Below are 16209 nucleotides of genomic sequence, written 5' to 3' on the forward strand. Positions count from 1 at the left end.
ATTGTCGTGATGACGTGTCCTGTCAGTCGTCGAGGTTGAACGCGATCGGCGCGCGTGCCCGCGTCGGCACCGGAGCGCCGTCGAACACATGCGGCGCGCAGCGGCTCGCCAGTACGGCTTCACGCGCCGCCGCGTCGAGACGCGGATAACCGCTGCCGGTCACGACACGCGCGGCGACGATCTGCCCCGTCGCATCGGTCTCCAGCTCGACGAGCACGGTGCCGTGCTCGCCCAGGCGCAGCGACTGCGGCGGGTAGTCGGGTTTGACCAGCGCGCAGTCGGGATGCGCGACGAAGCGCGGCGGCGCAGATACGGAAGACGATCGGGATTCGGGTTGAGTCGGCGTCGGTGTCTGCGTCGGCATCCGTGCGGCCGCGTCGCCGTGCGACGTATCGCGTTGCGCCACGGCCGGCGGGGACGGATCTGGCCGTGCCGGAGCCGGCGCGGGCGCATCATGCGCCGGTGGGCGGGTACGGCCGGACGCGACCTGCCGGTTCGTCCGCAACGCACTGCCCGCAGATGATCGGGGCGCAGACGTAGCCTCCTGCACCGCGCGCGACGCGGCAACCGGCTTCGCCTTCGCAGCCGCCATCGTCGACGCCTCCGGCACCGCCGCGATCAGCGTCGCCACCATCACCTGCCGTTGCAGTGGTTCGCGTCGTACGATCTGCTGATGTGCGAGCAGAACGAACAGGGCAGCATGCAGAGCGCATACGACTGCGAAAACCGACGCGACGCAAATTCCGCGATGGCGTGCCCGATCGCCAGCAGCACCACGCACGCCGGTCGCCTGCCGCGCGCCGAAGGCAGCGGTGCTCATCGCCCCCGCCTTCCCGCGTTCACCCATCCTCGTACATGCGCGCCACATCGCCGACATGAAGAGGAGTGCATATCTATCGATCCGTCTTCCATCGCGTTGCCTTGCCGTGTTAGCCGCGCCGTTGCCGTTGCCGTTGCCGTTGCCGTTGCCTTTTCAGCAGTCGCAGGCCGCCCCACATTGCGCGAGCGAATTCTCCTTGCTGCGGAACACCAGCGGTCGTTCGTCGCGCGGCGCGGGCCGCCGCGCGAATTGCACGGCCTGCTCGACCCGGCCGTGATGCGCGGACTTCTCGCACACCGGATCGGGCTGCGCCGGGTCGCCGGCCAACTGATACGCCTGGCACCGGCAGCCGCCGTGATCGACATGCCGCTCGTCGCACGTGCGGCACGGCTCGCGCATCCAGTCCTCGCCGCGATACGCGTTGAATGCGTCGCTGTCGTACCAGATTTCCTTCAGCGACCGGTCGCGCACGTTCGGCAGCGCGAGCCCCGGCAGCGACCGCGCGGCATGACACGGCAGCGCGGTGCCGTCCGGCGCGACGCCGAGAAACACCGAACCCCAGCCGTTCATGCACGCTTTCGGGCGACGCTCGAAATAGTCGGGCACGACGAACAGGATCTTGCAACGCTCGCCGATCAGCTTGCGATAGCGGTTGACCGTTTCCTCCGCCTCGCGCACCTGCTCGACGGTCGGCATCAGCTGGTCGCGGTTCACCATCGCCCAGCCGTAGTACTGCGTATTCGCGAGCTCGAGGTAATCGGCGCCGAGGTCGAGCGCCATCTCGATGATCTGTCCGACGTGCGGCAGGTTGTAGCGATGCAGCACGCAGTTGAGCACCATCGGGTAGCCGTGCGCCTTGATCAGCCGCGCGACGCCGCGCTTCAGCTCGAACGTGCGCGTGCTCGTCAGGAAATCGTTCAGCTCGCGCGTCGAATCCTGCAGCGACAACTGGATATGGTCGAGCCCGGCCGCCTTGAGCCGCTCGATGCGCGTGACGTTCAGCCCGACGCCCGACGTGATCAGGTTCGTATAGAAGCCGAGCCCGCGCGCATGCGCGACGAGCGTCTCGAGGTCGTCGCGCTGCAGCGGCTCGCCGCCCGAGAAACCGATCTGCGCGGCGCCGAGCGCGCGCGCATCGCTGATGACCGTGCGCCACGCATCGGTGTCGAGTTCCGCGCCGTGCGTCGCGAAATCGACCGGGTTGTAGCAGAACGCGCAGTGCAGCGGGCATCGGTACGTCAGTTCCGCGAGCAGCCACAGCGGCGCGGACGGACGGGAAGTGTCGGGCGTCATGTCAGTCCAGCCAGCCGCGCAGTCGCGCATGATCGAGGAAACGGTACACGTCGGTCGCGAGGTCCGACTGGCTGAACAGGCGCTCGAGTTCGCCGATGATGTCGTCCAGCTCGCGCGTGCCGTCGCAACGCGCGAGGATCTCGCCGGCACTCGGGTTCAGTTTGACCATTCCTTCCGGGTAGAGGAGCACGTATGCATCCTGGGCCGCCTCCCATTGCAGGCGGTACATGCCCCTGAGGCAGGGGCGCAGCGGCACGCCGCTGGCAGCTTCGATCGCGTTCATAGCGGGTAGGCCTTTTCGACGGCGTCGAGCATCGACCACAGGATGTCGAGCTTGAATTGCAGGATGCCGAGCGCACGCTGCTGCGCATCCGGCGTCGTGAAGTGCTGCAGCGTGACCGCAAGTCCGTGCTCGACGTCGCGCTGCGCAAGCGGCACGCGGCTGCGGAAGTAATGCAGCCCGTCCGGCTCGATCCACGGGTAATGCGACGGCCAGCCCGCGAGCCGGTCGAGATGGATCTGCGGCGCGAACATCTCGGTCAGCGACGAGCACACGGCTTCCTGCCATGGCGCGCGCCGCGCGAAATTCACATACGCGTCCACCGCGAAACGCACGCCGGGCAGCACGTGTTCGAGCGACCACAGTTCGTCTCGCGTCAGACCGCATGCCTCGCCGAGGCGCACCCATGCCTCGATGCCGCCTTCGTTGTCGCCCTGCCCGTCGTGGTCGATCAGCCGCTGGATCCAGCGGCGCCGCGTGTCGCGGTCGGGGCAGTTCGACAGGATCGCCGCATCCTTGAGCGGGATGTTGATCTGATAGTAGAAGCGGTTCGCGACCCAGCCGCGGATCTGCGCGGGCGAACAGGCACCGCTGTTGAGCCGGCGGTTGAACGGGTGATGGATGTGATAGCGCGATTCGAGCGCGCGCAGGCGCGCCTCGAACTCGGTCGCGCTCCAGGGCGTCGGATGCAATGCCGTAGCGGGAATCGGTGCGTTCATGGTCAGACCTGGAATTGCATGCCGTCGTGCGCGACGTCGATGCCATGCGCGCGCAGGTGCGCGTGCTCGACGGAATGCGGATCGAGAATCGGATTCGTGTTGTTGATGTGCGTGAGCACCTTGCGCGTGCGCGCGGGCAGCGTGTCGAGCCAGTCGATCATGCCGGGCCGCCCGTGCTCCGCGCATTGCGCGAGATGCCCCATGTCGGCCGCGTGCTTGCCCGACAGGCCGAGGTCGATCATCTCGGTGCCGCTCCAGAACGTGCCGTCCACCAGCACGAGATCGGCGCCGTCCATCGCCGCGCGCACGTCGTCGGTGACGGCCGCGAGCCCCGGCGCATAAAACGCGCGCCGGCCGCTCGCGACATCCTCGATCGACAGCGCGATGTTGTCGCCGGGCGCGGCCGACGCACGCCGCGGCGAATAAGGCGGCGCCTTGCTGTCGACGGGAATCGCGGTAAAGCGGACGCCGCTTGCCGCCGGCACCGTGAATGGCTCGCCGAGCACGATCGTGTGCGCGGCGACGCCGCAGTAATGGCCGAGCAGCGGCACGAGCGGCAAGCCGGTCGACAGGTCGTCGAGCACCGGCGCGCTCGCGTAGAGCGGCAGCGGCGTCGAACGCTCGCGCAGCATCAGCAGGCCCGTCACGTGATCGATCTGCGCGTCGCACAGCACGACGGCGGCGATGCCGCTGTCGCGAATCGCGCGTGCCGGCTGCAGCTCCGGATCCGCGCGCAACTGGGAAAGGATGTCGGGCGACGCGTTGACGAGGACCCAGTCGATGCCGTCGTCGCTGACCGCGATCGACGACTGTGTGCGAGGCAGCACGTGGCCGCTTCCGCTGCGCGCGCGGCGACAGTTCGCGCAATTGCAGTTCCATTGCGGCAGGCCGCCGCCGGCTCCCGAGCCGAGTATCTTGATCTTCATGGGCGTCAGCTCCCGACGCCGCCCGCGCCGATCACGGCAAGACGGGCGGCACGCTCGGCGATCAGCGGTTGGCGATGTACATCGTGATTTCGAAGCCGAAACGCAGGTCGGTGTAAGACGGGGTGGTCCACTGCATGATGTGTCTCCTGATTGAGTTGATGAGTTGCGTCGGTGAGTCGTACAACCGCGGCAATCGAGCGGTCGGTTCCTATTCAGCAAGGAGCGTGCCGAGGCCGCACTTCGACGGCCCGACAGCGATACGCGGCGGTCGCCCGGGCATCGGGACGGAATCCTTACGATTTGCCTACGCGATTGGCACGAATGCGGTTCGGCGCCACGGCCGCACGATGCGCGTAGGCGGTGACAGGTGTTGAATCGTTGAACACCGGTGTTGCAACTTGACACACCGGCTGTGACAGGCCGCGCGGCCGCGAACCCGTGGCGCGGGTCAGCTTTCGTCGGACGGCTGGCGCTGCGGGTCGGCGGCCGGCATCTTCCGGTAGATCGTGTTGCGCGACACGCCGAGCGCGCGCGCCGCCGCGGACACGTTGCCGCCATGGCGCGCGAGCGCAGCCGCAATCGCGGACGCGGCGACATCCTGCAACCGCGCATCGCCTGCCGGGAGCGCGTCCGCGGGCCATGCCGCGGCGGACGGATCGTGCGCGGCCGGCTCGGCCCGGGTATCGTCGCGGCGCAGGTCGTCGAAGAAATCGTCCGGCAGGTGCTCGCGCCGGATCTCGCCGTCGTCGTCGACCATCGCCGCCGCCGTGCGCAGCAGGTTGCCGAGCTGGCGGAAGTTGCCGGGCCACGCGCAGCGCACGAACAGCGCCATCACGTCCGGCGCGACGGACAGCGGCGGCCGGCCCGGGCCCGCGTAGGCTTCCCGTTGCAGCATCTTCTGCACGACCACCGCGAGATCCGTGCGGTCGCGCAGCGGCGGCAGGCGTACCACGAGGCCGTTCAGCCGGTAGTACAGATCCTCGCGAAAGCGGTTCTGCGCAATCATGTCGCGCAAGTCGCGGTGCGTCGCGCAGATGATCGCGATGTCCACGGCGATCGTCTTCGTCGATCCGAGCGGGTTAACGAGGCGCTCCTGCAGCACGCGAAGCAGCCGCACCTGCAGCGGATACGGCATGTCGCCGATCTCGTCGAGAAACAGCGTCCCGCCGTTCGCCTGCAGCAGCTTGCCGATCGAGCCCTTGCGGCGCGCGCCGGTGAAGGCGCCCTCTTCGTAGCCGAACAGCTCGGACTCGATCAGCGTCTCCGGAATCGACGCGCAGTTGACCGCGACGAACGGCGCATCGCGCCGCGGCGAGTCGTTGTGGATCGCCTGCGCGAGCAGTTCCTTGCCGGTACCGGTCTCACCGGTGATCAGGATCGGGATGTCCTTGCCGATCACCTTGCGCACCTTCGCGATCACGCTTGCAACCTGCGGATCGCCGGTATCGAGGTAGTTGAGCCGCGACAGGCCGGCCGACGTGCCGGCCGCCGGCGCGGGCACGGCATTCGCGCGCGCGGCTGGCGCACCCGCATCGTGAACGTCCGTCGGCCGGCTGCCTTCGGCGAGCGTCGCGCGCCGGAAATGCACGCGCGCGCAGACCACCGCGCCGTTGCAGAGGTTCAGCATCAGGTGCCGGTCGGTGCTTGCGCGCATGCGGTCGATCAACTGCGCGCTCGTGACGTCGAACAGCGACGACAGCGTATGCGCGCGCAGCGCGGCGAGCGGCATGCCGAGCTGGAACTGCGCACTGCGATTGGCCGACAGGAAACGGCCGTCGGCGGTGAAGGCGACGATCCCCTCCATCAGCGTGCCGAGGAACTCGGGGCGGCCATGGAACGACACCTGCAACGTCTCCTGAAAGGTCGTCGTAAACAGGTGATTCTCGATCATCTGCACCGACATCTTCGCGAGCGCCATCGTGTGCTGGTGATAGCTGCGGTGGTCGCCGGTCACGTCGAGCACGCCGATCGCGTCGCCGTACGGATCGAGGATCGGCACGCTCGAACAGGTGAGGAAGCGGTTCGCTGCGAGGAAGTGCTGGTCGCCGTGAACGACCATCGGGCACAGCTCGGCGAGCGCCGTACCGATCGCGTTGGTGCCCTGCCGGTCCTCCGCCCAGTTCGCGCCCGGGCGCAGCGCGACCTTCTCCGCGCGGCGCAGGAAATCGTCGTCGCCGATCGAATGCAGGATCAACCCCTGCGCATCGGTCAGCACGATCATGCTCTGCGTATTGACGATCTGCTCGTGCAGCGTCTCCATCACCGGCATCGCATGCGCGCACAGCACGCGGCTCTGCTCGCGCTTGAGCACCAGCGCCGCGCTCGACAGCACGTCGTAGTCGGGGCGCGCCGAGACCTGCAGGCCGAACGTCTCGGACCGCTCATGGGCTTTCTGGATCGACGGCGCGGGCCAGCCGGCGGGATGCGCGGCCCGCGTTCCGGCCGCCTGCTCTACGTCATCGCGCATTGTCTCCTCCGGGGATCTTCCGGTCAGTTGCCGGACTCTTTGCCGTCATTGCAAGCAAGCATCGGGCCACGCGAGCGGCACGGCTTCAATCGAAAGCAGGATGTAAGACACGATCCGGTTCCGCCGGCGTGTCGAGTCACCCGACGGGCCGGTCTTCGTGATACCGCGTCTGCCCGGCGCGTGACTACCCGTGCGAATCCCGATCTTTGCGGCTGGCGCGTTTCTGGCTTTGTCATGGATCAATTACAGTGGTCGCGTCGGCTCTCTCGCGGCCGCATGACGATTGCCCCGATTCCCAGAACCGATTCGACACGATGCCTGCCCCGATTCGCCCCCTATCCCGATCCCGACCCGCGTCGCCGACGTCACCGGCCGCGCTCGCCGCGCCCGTTCGCGGACACTTGCACCGCGACGCGCAATCGATCGCGTTCTCCGTCGCCGGCGCGGCGCACGGTCATCCGGTCGTGGTGCTGCACGGCGGGCCCGGCAGCGGCAGCCAGGCCGGCATCCTGCGGCTGTTCGACCTGACGCGGGTGCGCGTCGTGCTCGTCGACCAGCGCGGCGCGGGCGCGTCGGCACCGCGCGGCGGCACACGCCACAACGACACCGCGCGGTTGATCGACGATCTCGAAGCGGTGCGCGCGCAGCTCGGCATCGCGCGCTGGGGCGTCGTCGGCGGCTCGTGGGGCGCGGCGCTCGCACTGGCATACGCGGGCACACATCCCGCACGGATCACCGGCGTCGTGCTGCGCGGGCTGTTCCTGACGTCGCGACGCGAAGTCCGCCGGTTGTTCACGACGTCGCGAACGCGCGCACCCCGCGAATGGCGACGCCTGTACGCGGCGGCCGGCTGCAGCCGGCCGGATCGCCTGCTGTCGTGCTGCGCGCGGCGGCTGCAACCCGGCGCGGGCGCGGCCCGGCAGCGGGCGGTGGCGCTTGCGTGGCACGCGTACGAGAACGCCATCCTCGCATCGCCGAACCCGCGCCGCTCGCCCGCGAATGCGATCCGCTCGCACAAGACCGTCGCCCGGCTGATCGACAAGTACCGGATCCAGGCGCATTACCTGCTGCGCGACTGCTGGCTCGGCGAGCGCCGCGTGCTCGCGCTCGCGCGCCGGGCGGCGCAGGCGGGCGTGCCGCTGTTCGCCGCGCACGGGATGCACGATCCCGTCTGCCCGGCCGCCAACGTCGCCCGCCTCGCGCGTGCCGTGCCCGCGGCCACGATCGAACACGTGAGCGCCGGGCACCTCGCAAGCGACCCGGCATTGGCACGCAGCATCGCCCGCGCCGTGGCCGCGATGTTCGCGGCGGCACCGCTCGCCCGACCGGGCCCGTCGCGCACATCCTGAGCGCCGCTCAGGCTGCGACGCGGCAACGCACGCAGCCGGGCAACGCTCAATCCCACGCGTAACGCACGCCGACCCACGCACCGCGCGGCGCACCCGGCCCGACGAACTGCTCGTTGACCGGATTCGCACCGTCGAACGTGTGATTCGGCCCGTTGAAGAAGTTCTGGCCCAGCACGCCGAAGCTCGCATAGCGCTTGTCGAACAGGTTCGTCACGCTCGCGAAGACTTCGAAGCGCTTCGTGATCCGGTAGCGCATGTCGAGATCGACGAGCACGTAGCCCGCGATCCGGCCGTTCACGTCCTGGTTGTTCTCGTCGCCGCGCGCATACACGCCGCTGCGCCACGTGACGTTCGCGCCGATATCCCACCTGGGCGTCGCCGCGTAATCGAGCCGGAGTTTCACCGTGTGTGCGGGAATACCGGGAATATGGTCGCCTTGCTTGACGGCCACGTTGCCGTTCGCGTCGGCCGCCGAATTCGCCGGGCTGTGCTCGGTCCACGACGACCGGTAGGTCGCATCGACATAGCTGTACGAAAGCCCGACACCGAGCGGGCCGAACCGCGTGCGGCCCGCGAGTTCGATGCCTTGCCGCCGCGTATCGCCGACGTTGCGGAAATAACCCTGCGCGCTTGCCGGGCTGCTGATGAACTGGATGTCGTCGGTCAGCGTCGTGCGGTAGGCGGCGGCGCTCCAGGTCGTCGCGGCGCCGATGCGGCCGCGCATGCCGGCTTCGAACGTCTTCGAGATCACCGGCTTGAGCGCCGGGTCCGCGATGAAGTCGTTCGGCAGCGAGCACGGCGCGGCCGGATCCGCGCATGCGAGTTCGATCGCGGTCGGCGAGCGCATCCCTTCGTTGTACGTCGCATAGGCGGTGAAGCCCGCGACCGGGTTCCAGTTGAGCCCGACTGCCGGGTTGAACCGGGAGAACACGTGGTTGCCGTCGAGCAGCGGCTGCATGCCGCTCTCGTCGCCGATCTGCGCCTTCGACCAGTCGTAGCGGCCCGACACCGTCAGCGTCCAGTGCGGCGTCAGCGACAGTGCATCGCTCAAGTACACGCCGAGGTTCGCGTTGCGCGTCTTCGCGCGGGTCTGCGGCTCGAAATCACCGACGCCGATCGCCGCGCGCGTGTCGGTGAAATACGCGTCCTGCGACGACGCGACGTAGCTCGAGTTCGCGACATCGGCCGCCACGCCCGCGATCAGCTGGTTCGCCATCCCGCCGAGCTTGCCGAGCAGCGTGAGCTGCAGGCTGCCGCCGTAGCTGTCGGTCACGATCGTCGACTGCGCATTGGTGCCCTGCACCGCGTCGACCGTGCCGTCGTCGCCGACCGATCCGTAATCGGTATTATTGTTGCTGCTGATGTTGGTGTTGCGCAGGTGCCGATAATACGCATTGCCGCTCAGATCGACGTGCTCGCCGAAGAAGCGCTCGCCCGACAGCGTCAGGTAGCCGGCGCTGTTGCGATTCAGGTCGGGATAGGTGTACGCCTGCTTCCGGTTGTCGAGGAACGAGCGCGGGATCGTCTGGGTGCCGTACAGCGCATTGTCGGCGCCGCCGGCGGAAATCGACAGCGTCGTGTCCGAATCCGTGTAGCGCAGCTTGCCGAACGCCTGCCGCACGCGGCTCGCATTGTGGTCGGCCCAGCCGCCGTCGTTCGCGACGTTCACCGTCGCGTAGTAGTCGAGGTTCGGGCCGATCGTGCCGCCCTGCTCGAGTGCGGCCGTCTTGCGGCCCCACGAGCCGCCCGACACCTCCGCTTCGCCGCCCGGATTCGACTTGCCGTTCTTCGTCGTGATCGCCAGTGCGCCGCCGAGCGTATTGCGCCCGTATACCGGGTTGGAGCCCGGGATCAATTGCATCCGGTCGATTGCCTGCGTCGGCAGGATGTCCCAGTTCACGACGTCGCCGAACGGTTCGTTCACGCGCACGCCGTCGACGAACACCGACAGCCCCTGCGGCGTACCGAGCAGCGGCGATGCGGTGAAGCCGCGATAGTTGACGTCCGTCTGGTACGGATTGCCCTGCGCCTCCGAGATCGTCACGCTCTGCAGGTTCGCGGCGAAGAAGTCGGCAAGCGTCGCGCGGTGCTGGGCGTCGAGTTCCGCCGCGCGTACCGTCTGCACGTTCGCCGGCACCTTCTGCAGCGGCGTACCGATCCCGAGCAGCGGCGTCGTGCCGACGACCACCACCGTCGGCAATGTGACGGCCGGCGCTTGCGGCGCTTCCGGAGCGACCGCGACGGCAGCCGGCGGCACCGCACCGCCCGTCGCGGCCGTGCCGTCCGCAGGCTGCTGCGCACGCGCGCTGCCCGCCGACAGGCCGAACAGCGCGATGGCGCCGAGGGCCGGCCCGAGAAGCGCGCCACGCATCGCGCCACCGTGCAGCGCGCGACGTTCGCGTCGCATCGCGCCGCCCTTTCCGGCTGCCTTTGGCCTCCTGATCATTTCATTCGTCTCCATGCTTGTATTCCGCCGTGGTGTGCCCCGCACCGCGCGGCGTGCTGTTGTCGCGAAGCAGCGTGCGAGAACCGTGCCAGCCGCATCGGCACGACGCCCACGCGCGTCGCCGCGCACGGCGTGCGTGACACCGGCGCGGGCGGCGCTCCACCTGTCACGGATGCCGCGCCACCTGTCATGTTTGGCAACACTGCGCGCACGGGGGTGTACCTGAATGCAACACCTTCGTTGCCACGTGCGCGCGACGCGCACCGACGCCGCACGATGCACGATGCGCCCGTGTGCCGCGTCACACCGGCTTCGCGCCGCGATGGCATGCGACTTGCGTGAACGGCAGCGCACTCGGCCCGGAATCCCCACCGTGCCGGCGCGACGAATCGTTCGCGGCGGTGCGACCACAATGACTCAGGAGACAACCATGAAGAAACTCTCGGCTTCAGCGAGCCGGCTGGCGACGATCGGCATCGCGGCGGCAGCGGCCGTCGCGTTGAACCCCGGCCTCGTCGAAGCGGCCGCGGACTACCCGGCCGTGACCTACCAGCGGCTGACCGATGCGCACACCGATCCGGGCTGGCTGACCTACTACCGCACCTACGACGGCCAGTCGCATTCGCCGCTCAAGCAGATCGACGCGTCGAACGCGAAGGAACTCAAGCAGGTATGGGCCTACAAGTTCCCTGCCGAGCTGAAGCAGGGCTTCGAAGCCACGCCGATCATCAACGGCAACTACCTGTTCGTGACCACGCCGAAGGACAACGTCTACGCATTCGATGCGAAGAGCGGCAAGCAGCTGTGGAAATACGAACCGAAGCTTGGCGCGGCGTCGTTCAAGACCGCATGCTGCGACGTCGTCAACCGTGGCGTTGCGCTGTACGGCAAGAACGTCTACGTCGCGATGCTGAGCGGCGAGGTCGTGGCGCTCGACGCGCAGACGGGCAATCTCGTCTGGAAGAAACAGATGTTCGAGCCGGGCCTCGGTTATGCGTTCTCGCTCGCGCCGCTCGCGCTGGACGGCTCGATCATCGTCGGCACCTCCGGCGGCGAATACGGGATTCGCGGGTACATCGCCGCGCTGAACCCCGAAGACGGCTCGCTGGTCTGGAAGCGCTACACGATCCCGAGCCCCGGCGAAAAAGGCGCGGACACCTGGCCCGACGGGATGCAGGCACACGGCGGCGGCGCCGCCTGGCTGACGGGCACGTACGATGCGGCAAGCCGCACGCTGTACTGGGGCGTCGGCAACCCCGGCCCGTGGCTCGCGGCGCTGCGTCCCGGCGACAACCTGTATTCCGACTCGCTGCTCGCGCTCGATCCGAAGAACGGCAACCTGAAGTGGCACTACCAGTACACGAGCAACGACACGTGGGACTACGACGGCGTCAACACGCCGATCCTCGCGGACATCAAGTACAAAGGCAAGGACTACGATGCGATCATCCACGCCGACCGCAACGGCTTCTTCCATGCGATCGATCGCACGACCGGCAAGCTGATCTACGCGGAGCCGTTCGTCACGGCAACGTCGGTCACCGGCTACACGGCCGACGGCAAGCCCATCGCGGACCCGTCGAAGTTCCCGAAGGCCGGCACGACGATCGACACGTGCCCGAGCTTCCTCGGCGGCAAGAACTGGTGGTCGGTGTCCTACGACCCCGCGCGCCACATCGCGGTCGTCCCTTCCCTTCATGCGTGCATGAGCCTGTCCGGCAAGTCGGTCAGCTACATGGAAGGCCTGCCGTATCTCGGCGAAGGCTTCGAGATCAAGCCTGAACCGGGCAGCCAGGGTTATGGCGAACTGCAGGCCATCGACGTGAACACCGGCAAGAAACTGTGGGGCCACTGGTCGAAGAAGCCGTGGAACGGCGGCGTCGCGACCACCGCGAGCGGTCTTGCGTTCAGCGGCTCGCTCGACGGCCACCTGTATGCCTTCGACACGGCGACCGGCAAGGTGCTGTGGGAGAGCCCGCAGCTCGCGAGCGGCATCATCGCGCAGCCGTCGGTGTACGAGGTCGACGGCAAGGAATATGTCGCGGTGCTCGCCGGATACGGCGGCGCGAACCCGATCTGGGGCGGCCCGATGGCCGACGTCGCGAAAGACGTTCCGCGCGGCGGCACGCTCTACGTATTCGCGCTCGACTGAACGCGCGTCGCGCCCGGCATGCGCCCGATCCGGGCGCGACGCCCCCACTGTTTCAACCGGAATGCACGAACATGAAGACTCGACTCGCTCCCCTGACCCTCGCCAGTCTGCTCGCCGCGGGCGTGGCGCTGACCCCGATCTCCGCCGCGGCCGGCGGCGTGCGCGTCTGCACGCTGCCCGGCAGCCCGACCGCCGCCCTCGACATGTCGGTCGCACGTGAAGTGCTGCGCACTGCCGGCATCGCCGCCTCGTTCAACCGGCGCGGCGTGGACGACGACGGCGGCGACGACGGCATCTCCGCCGCCGAACTGAAGCACTCGCTCGAACGCGACTGCGACATGATCGCCGGCTTCCCGCGCTCGGCGATCGCCGATGCATCGAATGCCCGGATGAGTTTCTCGCAGGGGTATCTGCGCTCCAGCTACGTCAGCGTGACGCTGCGCGACGCGCATGCATCGTCCACCGGCAAGGAAACGATCGCGGCCACGTACTCGAGCCCGTCGCAACTGATCGCGGCACAGGCGACGAATGCCCGCTTCGATCTCGAGAACACGTCCGAGAAGACCATCGACGCGCTCGCGACCGGTCGCGCACAGCGCGCGATCGTCTGGTATCCGAGCGTCGTGGCGTACCGGCGTACGCATCCCGGCCAGCCGTTCCGGATCGCGGCCACGGCGTCACCGTACTCGGACTGGCAGCTCGCGTTCGCGTTCGGCCCCGATCGGGACGCGCTGCGGCAGCGCATCGACGCGGCGTTGTCGCGGCTGAATGCCAACGGCCGGATCGCCGCGCTCACACGCGGCTGGAACCTGCCGGAAAACATCGCTCAAGCGGCCAATACGCCGTCGCGCGGCCGCTTCCTCGACGGTGCTGTCGCGTCGGCCGGGCATTCGCGCACCGGCGTGCTGCTCGCCCGCGGAACGTCTGCGACGGGCGGCTTCATCAAGGTGTCGGCGAGTGACGACAGCGGCGTGCCGTCGTTCGACAATGCGCAGGCACAGCACGGCAAGAAGCTCTATATCGATGCCTGCGCGAAATGCCACGGCGACCAGCTCGAAGGCAATACCGCTCCCGCGCTCAGCGGGGAGTCCTTCGCGCCCGAGGGCAAGTCGCACATCACGGTCGGCGGCATCTTCCAGTACATGTCGAACAACATGCCGGCCGATCGCCCCGGCAAGATGACGGCACAGGAATACGAGGACCTGATGGCGTTCCTGCTCTATTCGAACGGTTATGACGCGTCGAAGAGCAAGCTGACCGCCGATGTCGCCACCTCGTCGAAGGCGCCGCTCGTCGCCGGCCCGCGCAAATAACGCCTTTCACCCTCCGCTTCGATCGACCGCCGCGCCGGGAAGCAATCCCGGCGCGCGGGGCCGTACTTTTTTATTCAGGAAAACCACATGATCTCCCGCACTCGCAGAACCTTCATCGTTCAGACCGCCGGCCTGTGTGCCGCACTCGCAGCCGGAACCGGCGCATTCGCGGCAGCGCCGCTCGTCGACGAAAACGACGCGGCCGCGAAGACGCTCGGTTACCGCGCGAAGGCAACGACCGTCGATGCAGGCAAGTTCCCGAAGTACCAGGCCGGCCAGACGTGCTCGAACTGTCGCTTCTACAAGGCCGGCGCCGGCGAATCCTCGGGCACGTGCCCGATGTTCGGCGGCAAGGCGGTTGCCGCCGAAGGCTGGTGCAACGTCTATGCAAAGCTTGCTTGATCCCGGGCGCGGGCGCGAACACGACGGCGTGCCGCGCGGCGGCACCAACGCGGAGCGCACGGACCATTTGAATGCGCTGGTCGCGCTGGGCATCGGGCGCGGCTACGTGACGCGCGGTGAAATCGTCGACGCGTTGCCCGACGATGCGGCAGACGGCACGGATTTCGACGCCGCCGCGTCGATGCTCGGCGAATGGGGGATCGAGGTTCGCGAGCACGTCGACTCGCGAAGCGCATGGACGCTCGATCGTCATTTCGCGCGAGCGGCGGACACGACGTCGCCGCTCGCCGACGCGTCGGCCCCGCTCGCGACCGCCGATCTGCTCGCGGCCCGCACGAGCGATCCCGTGCGCATCTACCTGCGCGAAATGAGCGCGACACCGCTGCTCGACCGTGAAGAAGAGATCGCGCTCGCGCTTCATCTGGAAAGCGGGCGCGCGGCGTGCATCGACGCATTGTGCCGCGACCCGGCTGCGCTCGACGCCGTTGCGTCGATCGCCGGCGACATCCGCGCCGGCAAGGTGGCGGCATCGGTCTACGTGACGGGGTTCGTCGGCGACGCCGAATCGCTCGATGAAGCGCGCGCGGTTTTGCCCGGGGAATCGCCCGCCAATGCAACGGCGCCTGATGATTCAACCATGGCATCCCCGGAGGGGGAGGACGACGCGGACCGCGCGCCGGACAGCCCCGCATGGCGCGACAGCGTCGTCGCATCGCTCGACCGCGCCGGCGCGCTGGCCGCCGGGATGCAGCATGCATTGCGCACCGGCGGTTTCGCGTCGGCCAGTTACCGGGCGCTCCTTCGCGAGGCCGCCGCGTCCACCGGCAGGATCCGCTTCACCGCACGCGCGATCGAACGCATCGGCCACGCGATTCGAGACCGTGCGACACAAGCACGCAAGTTCGAGAAGCGCATCGTCGACATCCTGGCCGAATCGGGCATCCGCAACGATTCGCCGCGCCGTGACCTCTTCATGCCGTGCGACGACGTGCGCGCATGGATGACCGACTGCATCGCCGCGCATGCCGACTGCGCCGCTGCCCTCACCCGCCGCGCGCCGGCGCTGATCGAAGCACGCGCCGCGCTCGCCGGCCTCGCCGGCGAGTCGAGCCTGCCGCTCGACATCGCGATCGCGATCGACGCGCGACTGTCGCGTATCGAGCGCGCGATGCAGCCCGCGAGAACGAAGCTGTTCCAGAGCAATCTGCGGCTCGTCGTGTCGATCGCCAAGCGCTATCCCGATCGCGGCCTGCAGTTTCTCGACCTGATCCAGGAGGGCAATCTCGGCCTGATGAAGGCCGTCGATCGCTACGATCACCGGCGCGGCTTCAAATTCGCGACGTATGCGACCTGGTGGGTCCGGCAGGCCATCACGCATGCGATCGCCGACCAGGGCCGCACGATCCGCGTGCCCGCGCATACGGTCGACGCGATCAACAAGCTGGCGCGCCTCGCGCGAACGCATGCGCAACGAACCGGCGAGGTTGCCGGCGCCCCGACGCTCTCGGCGCAGATGCGGATCCCGGTCGACAAGGTGCGGGACCTGATGGATATCGTGCGCGAGCCCATCTCCGCGGACCTGCCCGTTTCGCCCGATCACGACCTCACGTTGTGCGACGTCGCGATCGACCACGCCGCGCCGACCCCGGAAGAATCCGCGAGCGCCCGCCAGCTTCGCGCGGCGGTTGCGGCGCTGATCGACCGCCTGCCGGCACGCGAAGCGTGGATTCTTCGCTTGAGGTACGGCATCGACGTCGAAAGCGAGTATTCGCTGCGCGAGATCGGCCGGCAACTGAACCTGTCCGCCGAACGCGTTCGCCAGATCGAGGTGTCGGCGCTCGAACGGATCAGACAGTTCGGGCACGCACCGGCGCTTCGGTCGCTGATCGCCTGACGCCGCCAGGTCGCCCCACCGCGCTCCGGAACGAGCGGCCGATCACCTTCCCCGGCGCGCGCCACCTGTTGAGGACTGCAACACGATGTGCTGCATTTATGAACGGCCGGCTTCGGCTTGACGGTATCCACCCCGTCGCCCGTTCGAC

Annotated in this window: 13 protein-coding genes; 5 read left to right on the forward strand and 8 right to left on the reverse strand. The window is 68.3% G+C overall.

All coding sequences use genetic code 11. The features are described from left to right. Nucleotides 1-22 precede the first annotated feature (22 nt). The 7 genes from AB3K92_RS20510 to AB3K92_RS20540 all read right to left on the reverse strand — a co-directional run bounded on the left by AB3K92_RS20510 (nucleotide 23) and on the right by AB3K92_RS20540 (nucleotide 6505). Nucleotides 23-406, reverse strand: coding sequence for an energy transducer TonB (locus AB3K92_RS20510; RefSeq protein ID WP_060058415.1), 384 nt, complete (start codon nucleotides 404-406; stop codon nucleotides 23-25). Between the two features lie 567 nt (nucleotides 407-973). After that, complete coding sequence (gene pqqE, locus AB3K92_RS20515; RefSeq protein WP_219707003.1) at nucleotides 974-2113, reverse strand: pyrroloquinoline quinone biosynthesis protein PqqE; 1140 nt, start codon at nucleotides 2111-2113, stop codon at nucleotides 974-976. 1 nt (nucleotide 2114) lies between these two features. Further along, nucleotides 2115-2396 carry a pyrroloquinoline quinone biosynthesis peptide chaperone PqqD gene (pqqD, locus tag AB3K92_RS20520; protein ID WP_021160296.1) on the reverse strand — a complete coding sequence of 94 codons (282 nt, stop codon included), beginning with the start codon at nucleotides 2394-2396 and terminating at the stop codon, nucleotides 2115-2117. Beyond that, nucleotides 2393-3112: a pyrroloquinoline-quinone synthase PqqC gene (gene pqqC, locus AB3K92_RS20525; protein WP_059494956.1), complete on the reverse strand. Its 720-nt coding sequence runs from the start codon at nucleotides 3110-3112 to the stop codon at nucleotides 2393-2395. Before pqqC ends, pqqD begins: the two co-directional genes overlap by 4 nt. A gap of 2 nt (nucleotides 3113-3114) precedes the next feature. Next, nucleotides 3115-4038: a pyrroloquinoline quinone biosynthesis protein PqqB gene (gene pqqB, locus AB3K92_RS20530; RefSeq protein WP_021160294.1), complete on the reverse strand. Its 924-nt coding sequence runs from the start codon at nucleotides 4036-4038 to the stop codon at nucleotides 3115-3117. Nucleotides 4039-4099: 61 nt separating this feature from the next. After that, entirely contained in the window at nucleotides 4100-4174 is a 75-nt protein-coding gene (pqqA, locus tag AB3K92_RS20535; RefSeq protein ID WP_006485436.1) for a pyrroloquinoline quinone precursor peptide PqqA, read from the reverse strand. 312 nt (nucleotides 4175-4486) lie between these two features. Next, nucleotides 4487-6505, reverse strand: coding sequence for a sigma-54-dependent Fis family transcriptional regulator (locus AB3K92_RS20540; protein WP_059494958.1), 2019 nt, complete (start codon nucleotides 6503-6505; stop codon nucleotides 4487-4489). 314 nt (nucleotides 6506-6819) lie between these two features. Here AB3K92_RS20540 and AB3K92_RS20545 point away from each other — a divergent pair, with 314 nt between their 5' ends. Further along, entirely contained in the window at nucleotides 6820-7854 is a 1035-nt protein-coding gene (locus AB3K92_RS20545; protein ID WP_369465714.1) for an alpha/beta fold hydrolase, read from the forward strand. A gap of 46 nt (nucleotides 7855-7900) precedes the next feature. Here AB3K92_RS20545 and AB3K92_RS20550 read toward each other — a convergent pair whose 3' ends face one another. Further along, nucleotides 7901-10300 carry a TonB-dependent receptor gene (locus AB3K92_RS20550; protein WP_369465715.1) on the reverse strand — a complete coding sequence of 800 codons (2400 nt, stop codon included), beginning with the start codon at nucleotides 10298-10300 and terminating at the stop codon, nucleotides 7901-7903. A 430-nt stretch (nucleotides 10301-10730) separates the two neighbouring features. Here AB3K92_RS20550 and AB3K92_RS20555 point away from each other — a divergent pair, with 430 nt between their 5' ends. The 4 genes from AB3K92_RS20555 to AB3K92_RS20570 all read left to right on the forward strand — a co-directional run bounded on the left by AB3K92_RS20555 (nucleotide 10731) and on the right by AB3K92_RS20570 (nucleotide 16061). Next, nucleotides 10731-12452 (forward strand): methanol/ethanol family PQQ-dependent dehydrogenase, encoded by a 1722-nt coding sequence (locus tag AB3K92_RS20555; RefSeq protein WP_021163956.1) that lies wholly within the window; start codon nucleotides 10731-10733, stop codon nucleotides 12450-12452. A 71-nt stretch (nucleotides 12453-12523) separates the two neighbouring features. Beyond that, a complete protein-coding gene (locus tag AB3K92_RS20560) occupies nucleotides 12524-13765 on the forward strand; it encodes a transporter substrate-binding domain-containing protein (RefSeq protein ID WP_369465716.1) in 1242 nt (413 codons plus the stop codon). Between the two features lie 87 nt (nucleotides 13766-13852). Next, entirely contained in the window at nucleotides 13853-14167 is a 315-nt protein-coding gene (locus AB3K92_RS20565; protein WP_021163958.1) for a high-potential iron-sulfur protein, read from the forward strand. Further along, complete coding sequence (locus AB3K92_RS20570) at nucleotides 14151-16061, forward strand: sigma-70 family RNA polymerase sigma factor (protein ID WP_369465717.1); 1911 nt, start codon at nucleotides 14151-14153, stop codon at nucleotides 16059-16061. The genes AB3K92_RS20565 and AB3K92_RS20570 overlap by 17 nt, the downstream gene beginning before the upstream one ends. Nucleotides 16062-16209 lie beyond the last annotated feature (148 nt).

Source organism: Burkholderia sp. Bmkn7 (assembly GCF_041103175.1).
GTDB classification, from domain to species: Bacteria; Pseudomonadota; Gammaproteobacteria; order Burkholderiales; family Burkholderiaceae; genus Burkholderia; species Burkholderia cepacia.

Bases quoted from the DNA above. Each gene is read 5' to 3' on its own strand.
- pqqE (WP_219707003.1), bottom strand. From the start codon at position 2,113: ATGACGCCCGACACTTCCCGTCCGTCCGCGCCGCTGTGGCTGCTCGCG.
- pqqD (WP_021160296.1), bottom strand. From the start codon at position 2,396: ATGAACGCGATCGAAGCTGCCAGCGGCGTGCCGCTGCGCCCCTGCCTC.
- pqqC (WP_059494956.1), bottom strand. From the start codon at position 3,112: ATGAACGCACCGATTCCCGCTACGGCATTGCATCCGACGCCCTGGAGC.
- pqqB (WP_021160294.1), bottom strand. From the start codon at position 4,038: ATGAAGATCAAGATACTCGGCTCGGGAGCCGGCGGCGGCCTGCCGCAA.
- AB3K92_RS20540 (WP_059494958.1), bottom strand. From the start codon at position 6,505: ATGCGCGATGACGTAGAGCAGGCGGCCGGAACGCGGGCCGCGCATCCC.
- AB3K92_RS20545 (WP_369465714.1), top strand. From the start codon at position 6,820: ATGCCTGCCCCGATTCGCCCCCTATCCCGATCCCGACCCGCGTCGCCG.
- AB3K92_RS20550 (WP_369465715.1), bottom strand. From the start codon at position 10,300: ATGATCAGGAGGCCAAAGGCAGCCGGAAAGGGCGGCGCGATGCGACGC.
- AB3K92_RS20555 (WP_021163956.1), top strand. From the start codon at position 10,731: ATGAAGAAACTCTCGGCTTCAGCGAGCCGGCTGGCGACGATCGGCATC.
- AB3K92_RS20560 (WP_369465716.1), top strand. From the start codon at position 12,524: ATGAAGACTCGACTCGCTCCCCTGACCCTCGCCAGTCTGCTCGCCGCG.
- AB3K92_RS20565 (WP_021163958.1), top strand. From the start codon at position 13,853: ATGATCTCCCGCACTCGCAGAACCTTCATCGTTCAGACCGCCGGCCTG.
- AB3K92_RS20570 (WP_369465717.1), top strand. From the start codon at position 14,151: ATGCAAAGCTTGCTTGATCCCGGGCGCGGGCGCGAACACGACGGCGTG.